The organism is Ferrimonas balearica DSM 9799 (assembly GCF_000148645.1).
In the GTDB taxonomy this organism is placed as follows: domain Bacteria; phylum Pseudomonadota; class Gammaproteobacteria; order Enterobacterales; family Shewanellaceae; genus Ferrimonas; species Ferrimonas balearica.
Genome location: NC_014541.1, coordinates 1,262,761 through 1,282,970 on the forward strand (window position 1 = coordinate 1,262,761; position 20,210 = coordinate 1,282,970).

Consider the following 20,210-nt stretch of genomic DNA (forward strand, 5'->3'; position numbering starts at 1 on the left):
TCGTTCGCCGATGCGCACTCTGGTGCTGAGCCTGGCGATGCTGTTTCTGTATGGCCCGATCCTGATTCTGGTGATCTACTCCTTCAACAGTTCGCGCCTGGTAACGGTGTGGGCCGGTTTCTCCACCAAGTGGTACGGCGAGCTGTTTCAGGACTCGCTGATGATGAATGGGGTGATCTTAAGTCTCTCCATCGCCTTTATGGCGGCCTGCGCTGCGGTGGTGCTGGGCACCATTGCCGCCTTTGTCATGACCCGGATGGGCCGGTTCCGGGGGGAGACCCCCTTCGCCTTTATGATCACCGCCCCACTGGTGATGCCGGAGGTGATTACCGGGCTGTCACTGCTGCTGCTGTTTGTGGCCATGGCACAGTCTTTTGGCTGGCCGACCCAGCGCGGGTTTCTGACCATCTGGATCGCCCATACCACCTTCTGCTCTGCCTATGTGGCGGTGGTGGTGGCGGCGCGACTGCGCGAGCTGGATCGGTCGGTGGAGGAAGCGGCGATGGATCTTGGTGCACCGCCACTTAAGGTGTTCTTCCTGGTGACCCTGCCCTCCATCGTGCCGGCGCTGCTGGCGGGCTGGCTGTTGGCCTTTACCCTGTCGCTGGATGACCTGGTGATTGCCAGCTTTGTTTCCGGCCCCAGCGCTTCAACCCTGCCGATGGTGGTGTTCTCCTCAGTACGCCTGGGGGTCAGCCCGAAAGTGAACGCGTTGGCCACTCTGATCATCGCGGTGGTGGGGCTGGCGGCCTTTATAGGCTGGTGGCTGATGGCGCGTCAGGAGAAACGCCGTCAGGCCGAGTTAAGGCTTCAGGCGGAAGCCTGAGTCTGACTCAGGTGCTGCACAAAGGCCTGATTGGCGCGGCTGAGTGGCCGGCGAGACAGCCAGGCCAATGACAGTGAGAACGGGGTCTCCTCCAACAGGGAGACCCCTTTTATTCCCGGCTCCTGAGTGGCCATCGAGGCCAATCCCACCCCCAGTCCCACCCCCTCTCGAACCATTCGGGCGATCAAAGGCAGAAAGTTGGTTTCCAGCTTGATGTCCGGACTGACCTGATGGCTGCGGCACAGTCGCTCCAGACGCTGACGCAGATGATACTCCCGCTGATACACCACCATGGCTTGGCCGTGAAGCGCGTTAACGGATACCGCGGATTGCCGGGCAAGTGGGTGCTGCTCCGGAACCAGCAGCACCATATCGGTATGCAGCAGAGTCAGGCTGTCCCACTCCGGCGTTGGCGGCCCACTGATAACGCCTAACTCGATCTCTCCGCTGTTCAGGCCCTCTGCAATGGCGCCGGTTCCCGCCTGCTGCACCGAAGCGGTCAGGCCCGGATGCGCGGCCAGAAAGGGCGTCAGCAGCTCCGGCAACACGTAGTTGGCCAGCATGGCGGGGCAGGTCAGGGTCAGGGTGCCGGTCATCAGCGCCTTGGCCTGGCTCATCAGGTGGTTGAACTGGCCCATCTCCGCCAGTACCCGCTCCGCTTGGGCCAGGGCGAGCTGCCCTTCGCCGGTCAGGCGTACCCCTTTGCGATCCCGGTAGAGCAGGGTACAGCCCAGTTGGTGCTCCAGCTTCTGGATGGCGATGGAGACCGCCGGTTGCGCCATATGCAATTGGCGGGATGCCGCCGTGATGCTGCCAAGGTGGGCGACGGCGGCAAAGATCTCAAGCTTCCTGATGTCCATATGCAAACAATATGAAAAAGATAATTAACATATGTTTTATATATCAATCTGCCCTCACTAAGCTAGAACCCAATATCGACCCAATAAGAGAGCGGCTATGGCCTGGAGCAAAATGGTGTGGCAGGACCCCTTCCTGCTGGAGCAGCAGTTAACGGATGAACAGCGTCTGATCCGCGATACGGCACGGGCCTACGCCCAGGAGCAGCTGGCGCCGCGGGTTCGCCAGGCGTATCGGGATGAGCATACGGATCCGGCCATCTTTCGGGAGATGGGGGCGTTGGGCCTGCTGGGGGCCACGTTGCCGGATTACGGCGCCGGGGTGGATTACACCAGTTACGGGCTGGTCGCCCGGGAGATCGAACGTGTGGATTCCGGGTTCCGCTCGATGATGAGCGTGCAGTCCTCTCTGGTGATGTACCCCATCTACGCCTTCGGCAGTGAGCAGCAGAAAGCCCGCTACCTGCCGGGCCTGGCCAGTGGGGAGCAGATCGGCGCTTTCGGCCTGACCGAACCGGACCACGGCTCTGACCCCGGCGGCATGGCGACCCGGGCGCGTCGCGACGGCCGGGGTTACCGCCTGAGCGGCAGCAAAACCTGGATCACCAACAGCCCGTTGGCAGACGTGTTTGTGGTCTGGGCCAAAACCGACGACGACCAGATCCGGGGATTTATTCTTGAGCGCGGCATGGCGGGCCTGAGCACCCCCAAGATCGATGGAAAGCTGGCACTGCGCACCTCGGTCACCGGTGAGATCGTGCTGGAGGACCTGTGGCTGGATGAGGCGCAGATGCTGCCGGGTGTGAGTGGCCTGAAGGGGCCCTTCAGCTGCCTGAACAACGCCCGCTATGGCATCGCCTGGGGCGCGATGGGGGCGGCAGAAGCCTGCTGGCATACCGCGCGGGATTACACCCTGGACCGTACCCAGTTTGGCCGCCCGCTGGCCGCTACCCAGTTGGTGCAAACCAAGCTGGCCAATATGCAGACCGAGATCGCCCTGGCACTGCAGGGGGCACTGCGAGCGGGCGAGATGATGACGGCGGGGTCGATCTCGCCGGATCTGATCTCACTGATAAAGCGCAACAACTGTGGCAAGGCGCTGGATATCGCCCGTACTGCCCGGGACATGCTCGGCGGCAATGGCATCTCGGATGAGTATCCGGTGATGCGCCACCTGTGCAACCTTGAGGTGGTGAACACCTACGAGGGCACCTACGACATCCATGGCCTGATCCTGGGCCGGGCTCAAACCGGCATCGCTGCATTCTGAGGGAGGCTTTATGGGGGCATTGCAGGGGATTCGGGTGCTCGACCTGTCACGGGTGCTGGCGGGACCATGGGCGGGTCAGTTGTTGGCGGATTTGGGGGCTGAGGTCATCAAAGTGGAGCGACCGGGCCGGGGTGACGACACCCGCCACTGGGGCCCTCCGTTTCTGGAAGGGCCGGATGGGCCACCGGAATCCGCTTATTTCCTCTGTGCCAACCGGGGAAAGCGCTCGGTGTGCCTGGATCTGGCCAGCGCACAGGGGCAGCAGCGGTGTCGCCAACTGGCGCAGCAGTGCGATGTGGTGATTGAGAACTTCAAGGTGGGGGATGCCGCCCGGATGGGACTGGATTACCCCAACCTGTCCGCTGACAACCCCGGTCTGATCTACTGCAGCATCACCGGCTTTGGCCAGACCGGCCCCTACCGTCACCGCCCCGGCTATGACCTGCTGGTGCAGGCGATGGGGGGACTGATGAGCATCACCGGTGCCCCCGAGGGCGAGCCGCAAAAAGTAGGGGTAGCGCTGACCGACATCATGACCGGCCTGTATGCCACGGTGGGGATACTGGCGGCGGTGAATGAGCGCCAACACTCCGGCCTCGGTCAGCATATTGATCTGGCGCTGCTGGATGTCACTGCGGCGACGCTGGCCAATCAGGCCACCAATGCCTTGATTGGCGGCATCGAGCCGGGTCGTCTGGGCAATGCCCACCCCAGCATTGTGCCTTACCAGAGTTTTGTCTGTGCCGATGGAGAACTGGTACTGGCGGTGGGCAACGACGCCCAGTTTGCCAGGCTCTGCGCCGCGTTGGGGGAGCCACAGTGGGCCAGTGACCGTCGCTTTGCCACGAATGCTGCCCGGGTAACCCATCGTGACCAGTTGGTGCCGATGCTGACCCGAATATTCCTGACCTCGCCGCGACAGCACTGGTTGGCGGTGCTGGAGTTGGCCGGTGTCCCTTGTGGTCCTATCAATTCGGTGGGTGAGGTGTTTGCTGATCCACAGATCCAGGCGCGGCAGATGGTGGTGAGCATGACTCATGGCAACGGCGCTGAGCTCAAACTGCCGGGTAACCCCATCAAGTTGTCACGTACGCCGGTGCGCTATGGTCAGCCGCCACCCCAGCTGGGGGCGGATCAGGCGTGGTGCGAATAGGCAAAAAAAGCCCGCCGAAAGGCGGGCTAATACCACTAGGGCCGTGACGAACCGGGTGTTACAGCTGGATCCAGGTGCTTTTCAGCTCGGTGTATTTCTCCATGGCATGCAGCGATTTGTCGCGGCCGTTACCGGACTGCTTGTAACCACCGAAGGGCATGGTCATGTCGCCGCCGTCCCAGTTATTGACGAACACGGTACCGGCACGCAGGGCGCGACTGCCCTGAATGGCGTTGCTGATGCTGCTGGTCCAGAGACCGGCAGCGAGGCCGTAGTCACTGTCATTGGCGATGGCGATCGCTTCGTCCAGACCATCAAAGCCGATAACCGACAGCACCGGCCCGAAGATCTCCTCCCGGGCCAATCGATGATCGGGGGCCAAATCGGAGAAGATGGTGGGCGGGATAAACAGACCCGGACCCGCACGCTCCGGCAGGCCTCCGGCCAGCAGGGTAGAGCCTTCGCCCTGGCCCTGCTCGATAAACTGGCACACCCGGTCGTACTGCGCCTGGTCTACCATGGCGCCCATGCTGGTGTTCGGGTCCAGCGGGTCGCCGGGCTGCCACTGGGGCAGTTGGGCCACCAGTTTTTCCAGGAATTCGGCCTTAATGGCGTTGTCCACCAGCAGGCGGGAGCCGGCGGTGCACACTTCGCCCTGGTTGTAGCAGATGGCCGCTGCCGCGGTGGCGGCGGCTTTGTCGAGATCGTCGCAGTCGGCGCAAACGATGTGGGCGCTCTTGCCGCCACACTCCATAAAGGCCCGCTTCATGTTGCTCTTACCGGCGCACTCCAGCAGGTGTTTTCCTACGGCGGTGGAGCCGGTGAACGTGATGCAGTCGATGTCCATGTGCATCGCCAGCGCTTCGCCGACGGTGTGGCCATAACCGGGAAGCACATTGAATACGCCATCGGGAAGGCCCGCCTGTCGGCCCAGTTCCGCCAGTTTCAGCGCGGACAGAGGCGATTTCTCTGAAGGTTTGAGAATGACGGAGTTGCCGGTGGCCAGAGCGGGGCCCAGTTTCCAGGCAGCCATCACCAACGGGAAGTTCCAGGGGACAATGGCCGCCACTACGCCCAGAGGTTCACGGGTGATCAGGGCCAGCGCTTCGTCGCCCACGGGGGCCACTTCATCGTACAGCTTGTCGATCGCTTCGGCGTGCCAGGAGATGGCCCGGGCGGTGGCTGGGGCGTCATAGCCCAGGGCGTCGGAGATGGGCTTGCCCATATCGAGTGATTCGAGCAGTGCCAGTTCATCGCGATGTTCGGCGATCAGCTCGGCAAAACGCAACAGAACCGCTTTGCGTTGGGCGGGGGACTGGCCAGCCCAGCGGCGGTCATTAAAGGCGGCGCGCGCAGCGGCGACGGCGTTGTCGGCGTCGGCTTTATCGCAACTGGCAACCTGCGCCAGCCGCTCACCAGTAGCGGGGTTGTAGGTATCAAACCGGTCGCCACTGGCCGCGTCGACGAACTGGCCGTTAATAAACGCCTGGGTGTTAAGGGAAAGAGACTGGGCACGCTGGTGCCAGTGGTGGACGTCCGTCATTGTCAGGGGCTCCATGCCGAAGGTTCGAAAGTTTAAACATATTAAACATCGAGCCCCTAATCAACGTTTGTGAATATTAAAATAAACGGTTTAGAAGCTGGCCGGGGTATTGGCGGACACCAGAACCACCGGCTCATCACCCAGAACCCGGAAACGGTGGGGGCGCTGGCTGGAGAAGTAGTAACCGTCACCGGGGCCCAACTCGTTGACTTCATCGCCCACGGTCAGCTCCAGTTGGCCGGCGATCACCACACCGCACTCTTCACCATCGTGGGTCAGCATCTCTTTGCCGGTATCGCTGCCGGCAGGCATGGTTTCGTGCAGCATGCCAATGGCGCGGTCACGGACCGCGTGGCCAACCAGTTTGTAGCGAATGGGTCCGGAGCCGATATTGGGCATCTCGTCAGCCCGGAACACCACCTGTGCGGGCTGGCGTTCTTCACTGTCGAAGAAGTTGGTCAGAGAGATCGGTAGGCCATCCAGGATCTTTTTCAGTGAAGCAACCGAGGGGCTGACGCTGTTTTTCTCAACCTGGGAGATAAACCCGTTGGTGACCCCGGTGCGTTTGGCCAGCTCACGTTGAGACAGGCCCGCTTGAGTGCGTAATTGGCGTAACCGATTTCCGATGTCCATCGTCAGTGTGTTGCCTCCTGGTTAAAATTCGCCCTTGGCAGACGAAAGTGTTTAGTATTATCCTGCGATTTGTTAAGTATCATATAACGAGCGGCCAATAATGAAAACCGCTCAGGCCAGGACGCAGGATGCGTCTTTTTGTTGGCCTAAGGTGTTTAGTATTTTGATAAACAGTGTCGCTAAGCTAAACGACTCAGGAGGAGCCATGGCGCAGAATACCGATCACATCGCGACAGAGGGGGCGATGGCGCCATTCTGGATGCCCTTTACCGCCAACAAGCAGTTTAAGGCCAGCCCGAGGTTGCTGAAGTCAGCCGAGGGGATGTACTACCAGAGTGTTGATGACCGTCCCATCCTCGATGGCACCGCCGGACTGTGGTGTTGTAATGCCGGTCACGGCCGCCGCCAGATCACCGAAGCGGTGCAGCGCCAGATTGCTGAGCTGGACTTCGCGCCCACCTTTCAGATGGGCCACCCCCTGCCCTTTGAGTTTGCCCAGCGTCTGGCGGAACTGGCGCCTCCGGGGCTGGACCGGGTGTTCTTCACCAACTCCGGTTCGGAATCGGCCGACACCGCGCTGAAGATCGCGCTGCAATATCATCGCCTGCGTGGCGAGGGGCAGCGTACCCGTTTTATTGGCCGTGAAAAGGGCTATCACGGCGTCGGATTCGGTGGCATCTCGGTGGGCGGGCTGGGCAACAACCGCAAAGGATTTGGCCCCTTGCTGACCGGTGTTGACCATCTGCCGCACACCCTGAACATCGAGCGCAACGCCTTTACCAAGGGGCTGCCCGAGCCGGATATGAGTCTGGCCGACCGACTCGAAGAGCTGGTGGCACTGCACGGTGCTGACACCATTGCTGCGGTGATCGTCGAGCCGATGGCGGGCAGCGCCGGGGTGATCCTGCCGCCCAAGGGCTACCTCAAGCGACTGCGTGAAATCTGTACCCGCCACGGCATCCTGCTGATTTTTGATGAAGTGATCACCGGGTTTGGCCGCCTGGGCAGCCCGTTCGCGTCCCAGGAGTTTGATGTGATTCCGGACATCCTTACCAGCGCCAAGGGCCTGACCAATGGGGCCATCCCCATGGGCGCGGTGTTTGTTCAGAACGCCATCTACAACCAGTTTATGGACGCCGATGGCCCGGCCATTGAGCTGTTCCACGGTTACACCTATTCCGGCCACCCGGTGGCGGCGGCAGCCGGCCTGGCGACGCTTGAGGTGTACCAGTCCGAGGGGCTGCTGACCCGCGCGGCAGACCTGGCGGAATATTGGGAGTCGGCGCTGCACAGCCTGAGGGACCTGCCCAACGTCATCGACATCCGTAACTACGGCCTGGTGGGTGCGATTGAGCTGAGCGCCCGGGATGGCGCACCGGGTGCCCGTGCCTACGACGTGTTTACCAAAGCCTTTGAGCTTGGGGCACTGATCCGGGTGACCGGCGATGTCATTGCGCTGTCACCGCCGCTCATTATCGAGCGTGACCAGATTGACCAACTGATGAGCATCATCACCGATGCCATCCGTGCTACCCGCTAACAGGAGTTTAAGCGTGCAAAGGATCGACAATTTTGTGGCTGGCCAGCTGAGCCCCAGCCAGAGCAACCGGTTTGCTTCCGTCTGTAACCCCGCCAATGGGGAAGCGATTGCCCAGGTGGGGCTGTCTACTGCGGCGGAAACCGCCGAAGTCGTGGCCGTGGCCAAGGCCGCTCAAGTAGATTGGGCGGCGATCACCCCGCTGAACCGGGCGCGGGTGCTGTTTCGCTTTAAGGCGTTGATGGAAGCGCACAAGGATGAGTTGGCGGCGCTGATCACCACCGAGCATGGCAAGGTGTATTCCGATGCGCATGGCGAGCTGGTACGGGGCCTGGAGGTGGTGGAGTTTGCCTGCGGCATTCCCCATCTGCTCAAGGGGGAGCACAGTCAGAACCTGGGCACCGCCGTCGACAGCTTTTCCGTGATGCAGCCGGTTGGGGTGTGTGCGGGCATTACGCCGTTTAACTTCCCCGCCATGGTGGCGCTGTGGATGTTCCCCATCGCGCTGGCTTGTGGCAACAGCTTCGTGCTGAAGCCGTCAGAGAAAGACCCGAGCCTCGCCAATAAGATGGCAGAGTTGCTGAAAGAGGCCGGGCTGCCGGATGGCGTCTTTAACGTGGTGCATGGTGATAAGGAGTCCGTGGATGCCCTGATCACCCACCCGGATGTGGCGGCGGTCAGCTTTGTTGGCTCCACCCCGATTGCCGAGTACATCTACAGCACTGCCAGTGCCCACGGTAAGCGGGTGCAGGCTTTGGGTGGCGCTAAAAACCACATGTTGGTGATGCCGGATGCGGATCTGGATGGTGTGACCGGTGCCCTGATGGGGGCAGCTTACGGCGCAGCAGGTGAACGTTGCATGGCCATCTCCGTCGCCGTTGTGGTCGGTGACGAAGCCGCAGACCGCCTGGTGGCGGCCCTGAAACCGAAGGTTGCCGCACTGCGGGTGGGCCCGGGCCTGTCTGCACTGCAGGGGGATGGTCCTGAAAACGAGATGGGACCGGTGATCAGTGCCGCCCACCGTGACAGCATCATCGGCTACATCGACAGCGGTGTCAGCGAAGGTGCGGAGCTGGTGGTGGATGGACGGCCGCTGGCGCAACAGGGTCCTGGCTTCTTCCTGGGTGGCTCGCTGTTTGACCGGGTAACGCCGGAGATGCGCATCTACCGCGAAGAGATCTTTGGTCCGGTGCTGGCGGTGGTGCGGGTGCCGGATTATGAAACCGGCTTGAAGCTCATCAATGACCATGAGTATGGTAACGGCACGGCCATCTTCACCCAAAGCGGCGAAGTGGCCCGTGATTTTGGCCACCGGGTTCAGGTGGGCATGGTTGGGGTGAATGTGCCGATCCCGGTACCGATGGCGTTCCACAGCTTTGGCGGCTGGAAACGTTCGGTGTTCGGGCCTCTGAATATGCACGGCCCTGACGGTGTGCGCTTCTACACGCGGATGAAAACCATCACCGCACGTTGGCCAAAAACCGAAGGGGCGGAGTTTGTGATGCCCACCATGAAGTAAGGAAGGGAGTGATGGTGATAGGGATCCTCGACTGTGACAAGGTAGACCCCGCACTGGCGGTGGACTTTGGCCAGTATGGTGAGATGTTTGAAGCGGGTTTTAACCGGGTTCGTCCCGGTACCGAGTGCCGCATTTACGATGCGCAAGCCGACTCCCTGCCTGATGTGCTGGCCTGCGACAGTTGGGTGATCACAGGCAGTCGCCACAGCGCCTACGAAACTCTGCCCTGGATCCAGCGCCTATCCGGTTGGATCCGCCAGGCTTACCAGGCCGATCGGCCGGTGGCGGGCATCTGTTTTGGCCATCAGTTGGTGGCACAGGCGCTGGGCGGGGAGGTTCGCAAGGCGGATCAGGGTTGGGGCATGGGCCCCTATGACACCGAGATCCGGGTACAGGCACCGTGGATGGTCGGTGCGGAGTCGCGTTTGCGTCTGCTGTCGTCGCACCAGGACCAGGTGGTTACCCTGCCACCCAATGCCATTGTGCTGGCCACCAGTGCCTTCTGCCCCAATTACAGCTTTGCCATCGACAGCCGGGTGTTCACCGTCCAGGGACATCCGGAGTTTTTGCCGGAATACAACCGCGCGCTGGCAGAGAAGCGACGTGAGCAGATTGGTGAGGCGGTCTACCAGCAAGCGATTGAGGGGCTGGCTCATCCGGTGGATTCGGACCGCTTTATGGGCTGGATCCTGAACTTTCTTGAGCGGCGCACTTAATGGGAGCCCGCAAACCAAAAACGCCCCGCTGGGGCGTTTTTTTTATGGCCGGGGCAGGGGGTCCGCTACCGGCGCAAACACCGCTTTGCAGTGATGACTCTTAAACAGGTAGAGGCCCACCCAGAAGCTCAGCATCAGGGTCAGCGCCGGTGCCCAGTGAAACTGACCATGGCTGAGTGTCAGCGCTTTTAACTGCAGCGCCATCTGGGCACTCCAGGTTGCCAGCAGCAGCGGCCGGCCCCAGTGCCAGAGGTGCTTGGCCACGTTAAGGTTATGGCGTTGGCTCTGGGCCCAGAGCAGCACCAGTGCCGGCAGCCCCAGTGCCAGTCCCAGGTAGAAATCCTGGCGGTCGGGATAGAACAGCCCCATCAGTTCGGCACCGTGTTGACGGCTGGCGGCGCTGAGCACAAACAGCAGCCAGGTTTTGGCGCAAAACAGCATCACCAGCAGCAGCCAGGGGCCGGGCTTAAGCTGACCGTGGCGGTCAAAATGATCAAAGGTGTACTGACCCATGGCTCTTCAGAAAACGGGGAGTGATGTTTACCAGATGGGGCGGGCCAGCGCGGTTTTCAACCCTTGGTCTGATAGCGCCTAATCTCCACCGTCAGCCAGTGCACCCCAAGGCGGCTGGATTCCAGTTTGACCAGCAGGTTATCCAGCTGTGGGGCAAACCAGAAGGTGGCGACCCGGGCTTCATTGGGGTGGTCCTGTTCAAACTTATGGGTCAACAGTGGGCCAAGCTCAGTCTCCAGGGTCTCGGTGCCGAGATAGTCGAACCGGTACTCACGGGTTTCATCGCCCCAGGTGTAGGAGAGGGTGATGTCATCGCGGGCCTGGCCCAGCAGTCGCAGCATTTGCGCCGGCTCCCACTGTGCCCGGGGAAAGGCCTCGCTGTCGGGCAGGGTTTCACCATTTTGTACCACCACGTAGCGGCCCTCGTCATTGAGGCTGCCATTCAGTGTCCGGTGGGTAAACCAGCCGTCGAACTCGGTGTGGTAACTGCCTGGCTTGAGTTCGCCCTCGACCTGCTGGAACTGACTGAGGTGATCAATGTGCTGGCCAATCACGCAGATCTTGCCACTGGCCTGATACTGGTATTCGCCGTTTTCCTGCTGCTCCAGGCTGAATTGACCTTTGCCGCAAGGCAACCCGGTGGTGTAGGCACGGTAGTGCGCCTCAAACGGCACGGGCGTGGCATGCAGCAGGGGCGAGAACAGGCAAAGTAACAGGAAACGACGCGACATCTTAGGGCTCCGATTGCGGGGCCCTAAGACTACTGTCCGAGTGGGCACTCGCCAAGCACTAATCTTGGCGTGGATGCAGTTTCAGGTGAGTCAGTGCGACATCGATGGCGTTACGCGCATCGGTAATCATGCTCTCCAGCTCCGTGCTGGAGGTGTAGCCGGCCAGGTCGACCGGATAGCGAATGTAGCGCGCGGGCAGTTTGTTCAGGGCCAGGCAGGTCAGATCGGTCAATTGGTCTTCGTTCAACTCCAGGTGCAGCCCTTGCTCCAGCACCACCTGACGCACCAGCGTTTCGTTGTAGTTGCGGATATCCAGTTCCATTGCTCCCTCCCGATGTGCCGTTGGGCCCTCAATCAGCACCTAGGATAAACCAGGGCTGTTAAACCTCGCCACCCAGAGTTTTCATGAGTTAATCGTCTTTCCCTTAACGTTTGAATAAAAAATACTCAATAGGTGGTGGCAGGAAAATAAAATTTCGACGTAAAGATTGCGTTGCAGGCGCGGTAATTGATTGGCGGATGAAGTCGGTTGTATGGGGAAGTATTGGGTCTTCGTAAGCGGAGGTCATTTGTTTAAATATTCAGCGCTGGTGCGTGCTGTGAGGAAGTTTTAACCGTCGGCAAGGTGATGTCGGGTCGAGGATGGCGGGAGTGACTGAATTATAGGGGAAAGGTCAGGAAGACGGTTCATTGGCATATCGGCGTTTAATTAATGTTAATAATGTGTCCTAAATGTATTGAAGGTGTGGATGTTCTGCGGGTAGAGTGAATCGTGCACGGAGTGTGCTATTTCATGCTATTAGGAGAGAACAGATGCTGACCATCAAGAAGTCGGTGCTGTGTTTGGCCATCGGATCGGTAATGACGACTGCACCTGTAGCGGTAGCTGCAGAGGAAGACAATTCTGAAGTCGAACGCATTGAAGTTACCGGAAGCCGCATTTTCCGTGAGGGGGCTATTGCGCCTTCTCCGGTAACGGTCATTACAGCAGAAACCCTTTTGTCGACCGGCGCCACCAACATTGGTGATGCGCTTAACGAGTTGCCAGCCCTGGCAACCACCTTCTCTCTTGCCAGCTCCGGCGGCAGCAGCATTGGTACCGCAGGTCTTAACCTGCTGGACCTGCGTGGTATGGGCACCGCCCGTACCCTGGTGCTGGTGAATGGCAAGCGTCACGTAGGTGGTTTCGCGGGTGTGGCTTCCGTTGACGTTAACACCATCCCCACCGAGTGGGTTGAGAGCGTTGAGATCGTGACCGGCGGTGCGTCCGCGGTATACGGTGCCGACGCGGTTACCGGCGTTGTGAACTTCCGCCTGAAGGAAGACATCGTGGGTCTCAACGTTAATGGCCAGTACGGTATGGCCGATGACAGCGATTTCGAAAACTATCGTGTTGCTCTGAGCTACGGTGCGGACTTCGCTGATGGCCGTGGTAACGCCGCCATCTCCATCGAGTACGCTGAGCAGAACGAGCTGAACGCGCTGGACCGCGACCAGACCGCCATCTCCCGCCGTCACCTGACCAACCCTGACGATGCCGCGACTGTCCGTACCTGGTACGACAATGCCGGTATCTGGGCCATCAACAACGCAGGTGTTGTCGGTTTCTACGGTGGTGTTCCGGGCTTCTACAGCTTTAACCCGGATGGCACCCCGGTGCCCCAGGGTACGGGTACCATCACCGACGGCATCTCCTGTGCCGGTGAAAACTGTGACTTCGTTAACCTCAACGAGTGGGTTAGCCTGCAGCCGGAGTTTGACCGCACCACCGTCAACTTCAAAACCAACTACGACGTCACCGACAACCTGAACGCTTACTTTGAAGCGAAGTGGTCCCAGACCAACTCGCTGAACAACTTCCAGCCGGCGTTCTTCTTCTTTGATCCGGAAAACACCCTGATCACCCGTGACAACGCCTACATCACCCCGGAGCTGGGTGAGCTGATGGATCAGACTGGCGCAGGTTATGTGGTGGTTAACCGCTTTATGAACGACCTGGGTCCGCGTCTTGAAGACAACAAGCGTGAGATGCAGCGCTATGTGCTGGGTCTTCAGGGCATTGTGATGGACGACTGGGATCTGGATGCGTACGCCATCTACGGCGAAACCAAGCAGACCCGTAAGAACCTGAACAACCTGATCTTCTCCAAGTTCCGCCAGTCCATCGATGCCGTATTCGATGACGCCGGTAACATTGTGTGTCGCGATGCCGAGGCTCAGGCTGCTGGCTGTGTGCCCTCCAGCCTGTTTGGCGAAGGCGGCGTTTCTCCGGAAGCGGCAGCCTGGTTCAGCACCACCACTGTGGCTGACTCTAAGGTCTCTCAGTACGTAGCAGGTGCCTCTTTGGCCAACGCTGCACTGTTTGAGCTGCCGGCTGGCGCCGTTGGTGTGGCCACCGGTATCGAGTACCGCAAAGAGAAGAGTGAGTCCAACGAAGACCCGTTTGCCGCCACCGGCGACACCTTCTTTAACGCCCTGCAGCCGGAATCCGGCAGCTTTGACGTTTCCGAAATCTACGGTGAGATCTCCGTGCCGCTGCTGGCTGACATCCCGCTGATCGACAGCCTGGTAGTGGACGGTGCGGTACGTTACGCCGACTACGAGACCGTAGGCGGTGTGACCAGCTGGAAGGTGGGCCTGGACTGGACCGTGTACCAGGACCTGCGCGTTCGTTCCACCGTGTCTACTGCACTGCGTGCACCGAACATCGGTGAGTTCTACGGCGCCAAGTCTCAGAACTTCTTCAACGTTGACGACAGCTGTAAGTCCAGCGAGCTGGCAGCGCTGGAGCCGGAAACCCGTGCCATCCGTGCCGCCAACTGTGCGGCTCTGGGCATCCCGGCTGACTTCGATTCCGACTACGACAGCGCCTCCATCGAGGGTGTGTCTGGTGGTAACGATGAGCTGAAAGAGGAGAAGTCTGACAGCTTCACCGTGGGCTTCGCTTACCAGCCGAGCTACGTCGAAGGCATGTCCTTGACCGTGGACTACTGGCAGATCGAGATCGAAGATGCCATCGCCAGCGTTGGCGCTCAGGACATCATCGACCGCTGTGTGGATTCCACCACCGGCATCGATAACCAGTGGTGTGCGCTGATCACCCGTGACGCGGACAACTACGAAATCACCAACCTCGAGCAGATCGTTCAGAACGTGGCCAAGCAGGAAGCCTCTGGTGTGGACATCGAGCTGGCGTACGACTTCGCGTTGTTCTCCGGTGACATGCGCACCAACCTGATCGCCACCTACCTGATCGACCGTGACGAGTTCCCGTTCCAGGATGAACCGGACCAGAAAGAGGAGTATGCCGGCACCATTGGTGAAGCCAATTGGCAGGCTCAGCTGAATCTGGCTTACGACATCAACAACTGGAACATCAACTGGAAGACTCGCTACATCGAAGAAGTGGATGTGTACACTCCGCAGTTCGCTGGCCAGTTTGACAAGCCTTACTCCGACATCATGACCTGGGGCACCTACTTCGTCAGCGACGCGCTGGTGCAGTACTCCTTTGCCAATGGTCTGAGCGTGGGTGTGGGTATCGACAACCTGTTTGACCGCGACCTGCCCCGTACCACCAGTGGTACCGGCACCGGCAGTGCCAGCTACGACAACATCGGTCGTTTCTACTACCTGACTGCCCGTTTCGAGATGTAATCGACAAACGCAAAAGTACAAAGCCCCGCCATCTGGCGGGGCTTTTTTATGGGGGAACGTCAGCGCTGGCTCAGCAGGTCACGGGCGGCAAAGAACAGCTGGCTATGGCGGGGCACCAGATCGGCATGGTCTTTGGCGTAGCCACCACCTATCACCGCAGCCACCGGAATACCTCGTTGCTGGCAGGCTGACAAGACCGCATGGTCGCGCTGGTACAGGCCATGATCCGACAACGACAGATAGCCCAGGGCGTCGTCCTGATGGACGTCTACTCCGGCGTCGTAAATCACCAGGTCGGGTTGATAGAGGTTGAGCAGCCAGGGCAACACGGTGTCGAGGGTGGCCAGGTAGGCGGCGTCATCCAGATCGTTCTCCAGCGGCACGTCCACATGGGAGCGCGCCTTGCGGGCCGGGAAGTTGCGCTCACAGTGCAAAGAGCAGGTGATGATGTCCGGGTCGTCCTGGCACAGCGCCGCGCTGCCATCCCCCTGGTGGACATCGCAGTCAAAGATCAGCACCCGGCTGACGGCCTGACGCTGCAACAGCAGGCGGGCTGCCAACACCAGATCGTTAAACACACAGAAGCCGCTGCCAAAGTCGCGGTGGGCGTGGTGATAGCCACCGGAAAGATGGCAGGCGATGCCGTGCTCCAGCGCCAGCTCGGCGGCACGCAGTGTGCCGCCACAGGCGGTCAGGGTTCGCGCCACCAGAGGCGGGCTCCAGGGGAAGCCGAGACGGCGCTGAGCCTTACGGTCCAGCGTGCCTTGCGCAAAACGTTGCACGTAGTCGGGGCAGTGTACCTGCGTCACCTGATCCAGCGACAGGGGGACGGGTTGATGCAGTCGCTCAGGTTGCAACACCCCCTGCGCCAGCAGAGCGTCATGCAGCAGGCGGTATTTGTGGATAGGAAAGCGATGATTGGCGGGCAGAGGCAGCGCCGAATAGATGGGGTGATAGACCGCGTTCAGCATAAAAAAAACGGGCTGCCCGAAGGCAGCCCGACCACAATTACAGTTGCTGTACCGCCCAGCTCATAAAGGCTTTGCGGGTGGCGTCGTCGGCTTGTTCCCACCAGTACTTCAGCATCTCCTCTGCACGGGCATCGGTCGGGGCGCTCGGCGCTGCGGGCTTGGCACTCTCTTGACTGGCGTTGCTGGCGGCGACAGCCGCGGTGCCGCTGGCGGTGGCGGCCAGAGCGGCGTCTTCGGCGCTCGGGGCAGTGGGCTGGTCACCCAGCAGCTTGTCAACAAAGCTGGACTCGTCAGACTGGGTTTGCTGCAGCGAGAACGTCGCGGCCGCACCGTTGCTGGCGGTGATCACCACCTGCGGCGCTTCGGCGTAAGCCTCAGCGGTTTTGACGTCGAGAATGCGGCGGTCGGCGGCCAACTGGTAATCCACGCCCGGCTCAACGTTCAGGGTAATCACGAACGGCGAAGAGGATACCCGGCGGTGACCGTCACCGACGCTTTCCGGCACCAGATCTTTGTACTGCAGGGCGATCTTGCGCTGGCCCGGGGTCAGCTCCAGCTCATCCTTATGGCTGAACAGGGAGGAGCTGACCTTGGTGCCATCAAGGGCCACAAACTCAAACTCCATCGGGATGGTGAGGCTTTCCGCCCAGGACAGGGGGGACGCCAGCAGGGCGAGGCTCAGAGCCATGGCCTTTTTCATTCGGTTCTCCTTTAGAACGATCCGCGTCCGGGCTTCTCCAGGTGCGCGATGCGCTGCTCGATAAAGGTCATTGCCTGGCGACAACGACCTAATCGCTTGTGGGTGGCCAGGATTTCATTTTGCAGTGTGATTTTGTCCGCGCCCTGATGCAAGTCCAAGCGCTGCTCAAGTTCACGGATTTTCTGTTCCAGACGGTCTGCCCAGTTCTGATGTTTGCGCAGCTCATCGTAGAGTTGGTGGCTGGAGCGCATGACTGAGCGGGCGATCCAGTGGTATTCGTTGTTGGTTTTCTTGGCGTTACGGCGGGCACCAGCCAGAGCACTGGTTTGGTGACCACGACGCATCACCGCCGTATTGGCCAACGCCTGGGCGACGGCACTGAAGCGGTTGGCGAAGCGGTGGCATACCAATTCCACCGCATCTGGACGGGCGCCAAGCTGCTCCAGCTGCTGGATCTGCTTGAGGTCCTGTCTCAGTACCTGCAGGCAGCTGCTCAGGCTGGCACCCTGGTGGTCGAACAATTGGTCGTGAAAGGCACTTTGGTTGGCCAGCCACTTTTTGTCGGCCGGGGTCAGCTGAGCGTCGTGCTCCCGCACCTGCTCCTCCAACCGGGCCAGCTGGGTTTCCAACCGTTGCAGCATCGGACTGCTCATAGCCACGCCTTCCAGGCCAGGTTGGCGGCGATGATCATCACCATGGTAATAAACACCGGACGGATAAAGCGACCGCCAAAGCGGATGGCGGAGTGGGCGCCAATCCAGGCACCGGCCATCAGCGACAGGCCCATGGCGATGCCGATACTGAACTGGACATGGCCCAGAGCAATAAAGAAACCGAGCGAGGTGGCGTTGCTGACAAAATTCATGCTTCGGGCCAGGCCGGATGACAACAGGATATTCATCTTGTACAGCATCATCGACGAGGCGGTCCAGAAGGCGCCGGTACCCGGGCCGGCAAAGCCGTCGTAGAAGCCGATGGCCAGACCCTGTCCCCACTGGCGGCGGTGCACCGACTTGGTCGCTTCGGGCAGTTGGTGCTGTTCCTCCTGCGGGGGCTTGCTGACCAGTGAATGCACGGCAATGGCCAAAATCAGCAGGGGCAGGGCACGCTCCAGCCAGTCCACGCTGAGCGCGTCGACCGCAAGGGTGCCAATGGCGGCACCGAGCAAGGTGCCCCAGAAGGCGCGCTGCCAGAAGCGCGGATCAAACAACTTCTTGCGATAGAAGGTGTAGCTGGCGGTGGCCGAGCCAAAGGTGGCGGCCAACTTATTGGTGCCCAGCGCCAGATGGGGCGGTAAACCGGCAGTCAGCAGGGCGGGGATGGTCAGCAGACCACCACCACCCGCGATGGCATCGACAAAGCCGGCCACGAAGGCGACAGCGGCCAGCATAGCCATCAGGTTGAAATCCAGAGCCAGCTCCAAAGGGGGTTCTCCTTAGCTCCGCCGCTCAATATTCAATGTGGCGGCGGTAGGGGGGCAGCGAGTTGAGCAGGGCGGTGCCGTACTGCTTGCTGACGAGACGTCGGTCGAGGATGGTAATCCTGCCATAATCCTGTTCGTTGCGCAGCAGACGGCCGCACGCTTGCACCAGCTTTTTGGCGGCGTCGGGCACCGCCAATTGAAGGAAGGGGTTGCCGCCTTTCGCCTTGATGTACTCAGCGTGGGCCTGATCCACCGGAGAGGTCGGTACCGCAAACGGCACCCGGGTGATGATCAGGTTGGTCAGGTAGTCGCCGGGCAGGTCGAGACCCTCGGAGAAGCTGCCGGTGCCGAACAGGATAGAGGGCTTGCCGGCATCGATGCGAGCCTTGTGCTCTCGGATCAGCTCCTGCCGGGGCGATTCTCCCTGCACCAGTACCGGCAGACGTTTAAAACGACGCAGCGATTCCGCCACGGACTCCATCTGCCGGTAGGAGGTAAACAGCACCAGGCTGGCGGACTCCTCTTCCAGCAGGGCCGGTATCATCGTGTTGAGGACGTCGGAGAAGCGATCATCATTGGGCTCCACCTCAACCTTGGGCAGGAACAGCGTGGCGTTGTCCTGATAATTAAAGGGGGAGGGCAGGTTGAGGTAGCGGGTGCCGTCATCGGCACGCAGCCCCACCTGATGGCGGTAATGATCAAAGTTGCCCAGCGCCATCAGGGTGGCGGAGAGCAATGCCACCCCGGCGGCCTTACTCCACAACATCTCCTCCAGCATAAAGCCGATCTCGATGGGCGAGGCGCTGACCAGGTAGTCATCCCGGTTGCCATCCAGTTTGTCGATCCAGCGGGCTTGCGGGGCACTCTTCTCCGGCACCGGCTTGGCCAGCATCTGCCAGAGGTTGTCCTGGTTCTCCAGCCGCTGCATGGCAAAACCGAGGTCCGCCACCAGAGGCTCGGCCTTGTGGCCTTTGATCTCGCCATCCTTGATCGCTTCCATCAACATCTGTTGCAGCTTGCCAAGCCGCTTCAGTGCGCCACGGCTGGCGCCGCCCAGGCTTTCAACCAGGGTGACCAGTACCGGCGGCAGCACGCCTCCGGCAAAGCGGTGGCGTCGGTCCGGGTTATCAAACAGGAAGGGGTTGTTGTCGCAGAACGCCTGCAACTGGCCCATCTGCTCGGTCAGCGAATCGACATCTTCGGACAGTTCAGAGGCGGTGATGGCGGCTTTGTCACTGGCCAGCTCCCGGGCCAGTTTGTGGGCCAGCTTTTCCAGTTTGCCCAGCGCATCGATGGAGCCTTTTACGGTGGCACTGGCGGCGGAGAAGTCACGGGCTACCTGGGGCAGGTGATGGGCCTCGTCCAGCACGTAATACATGCTGTCGGGATCGGGCAGGATCTTGCCACCGCCCAGCTCCAGATCAGCCAGCAGCAGGCTGTGGTTGATGATCAGCACATCCCAGCTGTCCATCTTCTCCCGGCTTTTGTGGAACGGACAGTCGCGGTGGGCCGCCAACTGGCGGTTGCAGCTGTGTTTATCGGAGGCGATCTGGGACCACAGGTGATCCGGCACCGGCTCGGGCACCGAGTCCACTTCGCCGTCCCATTTACCGTCGTGGTACGCCTGATGCAGGCGCTTCAGCAGGGCCACGTCGCCATCGGCGGGTTTGGTTTCCCATAGCGCTCCCTGGTTGTCCGGCACTTCACCGGCCAGCAGTTCGAGCTTGGACAAACAGACGTAGCGTTGTCGCCCCTTGGCCAGGCCAAAGCGGAACTGCAAACCGCTGTGTCGCTGCAACAGGGGTAAGTCCTTATTAACCAGCTGCTCCTGCAGGGCCACGGTGGCGGTGGAGATGCAGAGTTTCTTACCCTGCGCTAAAGCCAGCGGCAGGGCGCCCAAAGCGTAGGCCAGGGATTTACCGGTACCGGTGCCCGCTTGTACCACGATAATGCGACGGTCTTTCTGGTAGGCGCCAGCCAGGGTTTTGGCGATCTCCGCCACCAGGTAATTCTGCTCTTTGCGTCGGACAAAATTGGGGATCGCGTCGGCCAGATTGTTGTAGGCCGTGCGCGTGGATTTTTTCACTTTGTCGCTGAGCATGAGGCGGCGGGATCCCTAACAGGTAAAAAACGGCTGTATAGAATACCAGTGTCTTGGCGA

At 60.5% G+C, this 20,210-nt stretch carries 18 protein-coding genes; 7 read left to right on the plus strand and 11 right to left on the minus strand.

What is annotated here, in order from left to right:
- Positions 1 to 10: 10 nt before the first annotated feature.
- Positions 11 to 826 (plus strand): ABC transporter permease subunit, encoded by an 816-nt coding sequence (locus FBAL_RS05870; protein ID WP_216086826.1) that lies wholly within the window; start codon positions 11 to 13, stop codon positions 824 to 826.
- Here the strand turns inward: FBAL_RS05870 and FBAL_RS05875 are convergent.
- Positions 811 to 1,686: a LysR family transcriptional regulator gene (locus FBAL_RS05875; protein WP_013344658.1), complete on the minus strand. Its 876-nt coding sequence runs from the start codon at positions 1,684 to 1,686 to the stop codon at positions 811 to 813. The two genes, FBAL_RS05870 and FBAL_RS05875, sit on opposite strands and share 16 nt — an antisense overlap.
- A gap of 97 nt (positions 1,687 to 1,783) precedes the next feature.
- Between FBAL_RS05875 and FBAL_RS05880 the strand changes: the two genes are divergently transcribed.
- Complete coding sequence (locus FBAL_RS05880) at positions 1,784 to 2,953, plus strand: acyl-CoA dehydrogenase (RefSeq protein ID WP_013344659.1); 1,170 nt, start codon at positions 1,784 to 1,786, stop codon at positions 2,951 to 2,953.
- A gap of 10 nt (positions 2,954 to 2,963) precedes the next feature.
- Positions 2,964 to 4,106 (plus strand): CaiB/BaiF CoA transferase family protein, encoded by a 1,143-nt coding sequence (locus FBAL_RS05885; RefSeq protein WP_013344660.1) that lies wholly within the window; start codon positions 2,964 to 2,966, stop codon positions 4,104 to 4,106.
- A gap of 58 nt (positions 4,107 to 4,164) precedes the next feature.
- Here FBAL_RS05885 and FBAL_RS05890 read toward each other — a convergent pair whose 3' ends face one another.
- Both FBAL_RS05890 and FBAL_RS05895 read right to left on the minus strand, forming a co-directional pair.
- Positions 4,165 to 5,649 carry an aldehyde dehydrogenase gene (locus FBAL_RS05890; RefSeq protein WP_013344661.1) on the minus strand — a complete coding sequence of 495 codons (1,485 nt, stop codon included), beginning with the start codon at positions 5,647 to 5,649 and terminating at the stop codon, positions 4,165 to 4,167.
- Between the two features lie 90 nt (positions 5,650 to 5,739).
- The gene (locus FBAL_RS05895) at positions 5,740 to 6,282 is read right to left on the minus strand and encodes a cupin domain-containing protein (protein ID WP_013344662.1); all 543 of its coding nucleotides are present in this window, start codon (positions 6,280 to 6,282) and stop codon (positions 5,740 to 5,742) included.
- Between the two features lie 205 nt (positions 6,283 to 6,487).
- Between FBAL_RS05895 and aptA the strand changes: the two genes are divergently transcribed.
- The 3 genes from aptA to FBAL_RS05910 are packed head-to-tail and all read left to right on the plus strand — an operon-like array spanning position 6,488 to position 10,054.
- The gene (gene aptA / locus FBAL_RS05900) at positions 6,488 to 7,822 is read left to right on the plus strand and encodes an omega-aminotransferase AptA (RefSeq protein WP_013344663.1); all 1,335 of its coding nucleotides are present in this window, start codon (positions 6,488 to 6,490) and stop codon (positions 7,820 to 7,822) included.
- A gap of 13 nt (positions 7,823 to 7,835) precedes the next feature.
- Positions 7,836 to 9,338 (plus strand): CoA-acylating methylmalonate-semialdehyde dehydrogenase, encoded by a 1,503-nt coding sequence (locus FBAL_RS05905; RefSeq protein ID WP_013344664.1) that lies wholly within the window; start codon positions 7,836 to 7,838, stop codon positions 9,336 to 9,338.
- Between the two features lie 11 nt (positions 9,339 to 9,349).
- Positions 9,350 to 10,054, plus strand: a complete 705-nt coding sequence (locus tag FBAL_RS05910; RefSeq protein ID WP_013344665.1) for a glutamine amidotransferase-related protein — start codon at positions 9,350 to 9,352, stop codon at positions 10,052 to 10,054.
- Positions 10,055 to 10,096: 42 nt separating this feature from the next.
- On the opposite strand, the gene FBAL_RS05915 is transcribed toward FBAL_RS05910, so the two are convergent.
- The 3 genes from FBAL_RS05915 to FBAL_RS05925 are packed head-to-tail and all read right to left on the minus strand — an operon-like array spanning position 10,097 to position 11,620.
- Entirely contained in the window at positions 10,097 to 10,567 is a 471-nt protein-coding gene (locus tag FBAL_RS05915) for a DUF2919 domain-containing protein (protein ID WP_013344666.1), read from the minus strand.
- Between the two features lie 56 nt (positions 10,568 to 10,623).
- On the minus strand, positions 10,624 to 11,298 hold the full coding sequence (locus tag FBAL_RS05920) for a DUF3108 domain-containing protein (RefSeq protein WP_013344667.1): 675 nt from the start codon (positions 11,296 to 11,298) through the stop codon (positions 10,624 to 10,626).
- 58 nt (positions 11,299 to 11,356) lie between these two features.
- Positions 11,357 to 11,620: a late competence development ComFB family protein gene (locus tag FBAL_RS05925; protein WP_013344668.1), complete on the minus strand. Its 264-nt coding sequence runs from the start codon at positions 11,618 to 11,620 to the stop codon at positions 11,357 to 11,359.
- A 491-nt stretch (positions 11,621 to 12,111) separates the two neighbouring features.
- On the opposite strand from FBAL_RS05925, the gene FBAL_RS05930 reads away from it, so the two are divergent.
- Positions 12,112 to 14,955: a TonB-dependent receptor plug domain-containing protein gene (locus FBAL_RS05930; protein ID WP_013344669.1), complete on the plus strand. Its 2,844-nt coding sequence runs from the start codon at positions 12,112 to 12,114 to the stop codon at positions 14,953 to 14,955.
- A gap of 59 nt (positions 14,956 to 15,014) precedes the next feature.
- On the opposite strand, the gene FBAL_RS05935 is transcribed toward FBAL_RS05930, so the two are convergent.
- The 5 genes from FBAL_RS05935 to dinG are packed head-to-tail and all read right to left on the minus strand — an operon-like array spanning position 15,015 to position 20,150.
- A complete protein-coding gene (locus FBAL_RS05935; RefSeq protein ID WP_013344670.1) occupies positions 15,015 to 15,926 on the minus strand; it encodes a histone deacetylase family protein in 912 nt (303 codons plus the stop codon).
- 37 nt (positions 15,927 to 15,963) lie between these two features.
- Entirely contained in the window at positions 15,964 to 16,626 is a 663-nt protein-coding gene (locus tag FBAL_RS05940) for a DUF2057 domain-containing protein (protein ID WP_013344671.1), read from the minus strand.
- 11 nt (positions 16,627 to 16,637) lie between these two features.
- On the minus strand, positions 16,638 to 17,279 hold the full coding sequence (locus FBAL_RS05945) for a primosomal replication protein (protein ID WP_013344672.1): 642 nt from the start codon (positions 17,277 to 17,279) through the stop codon (positions 16,638 to 16,640).
- Positions 17,276 to 18,022, minus strand: coding sequence for a sulfite exporter TauE/SafE family protein (locus FBAL_RS05950; RefSeq protein WP_083771274.1), 747 nt, complete (start codon positions 18,020 to 18,022; stop codon positions 17,276 to 17,278). The genes FBAL_RS05945 and FBAL_RS05950 overlap by 4 nt, the downstream gene beginning before the upstream one ends.
- A 52-nt stretch (positions 18,023 to 18,074) precedes the next feature.
- The gene (gene dinG, locus FBAL_RS05955; RefSeq protein ID WP_013344674.1) at positions 18,075 to 20,150 is read right to left on the minus strand and encodes an ATP-dependent DNA helicase DinG; all 2,076 of its coding nucleotides are present in this window, start codon (positions 20,148 to 20,150) and stop codon (positions 18,075 to 18,077) included.
- Positions 20,151 to 20,210: the final 60 nt, after the last annotated feature.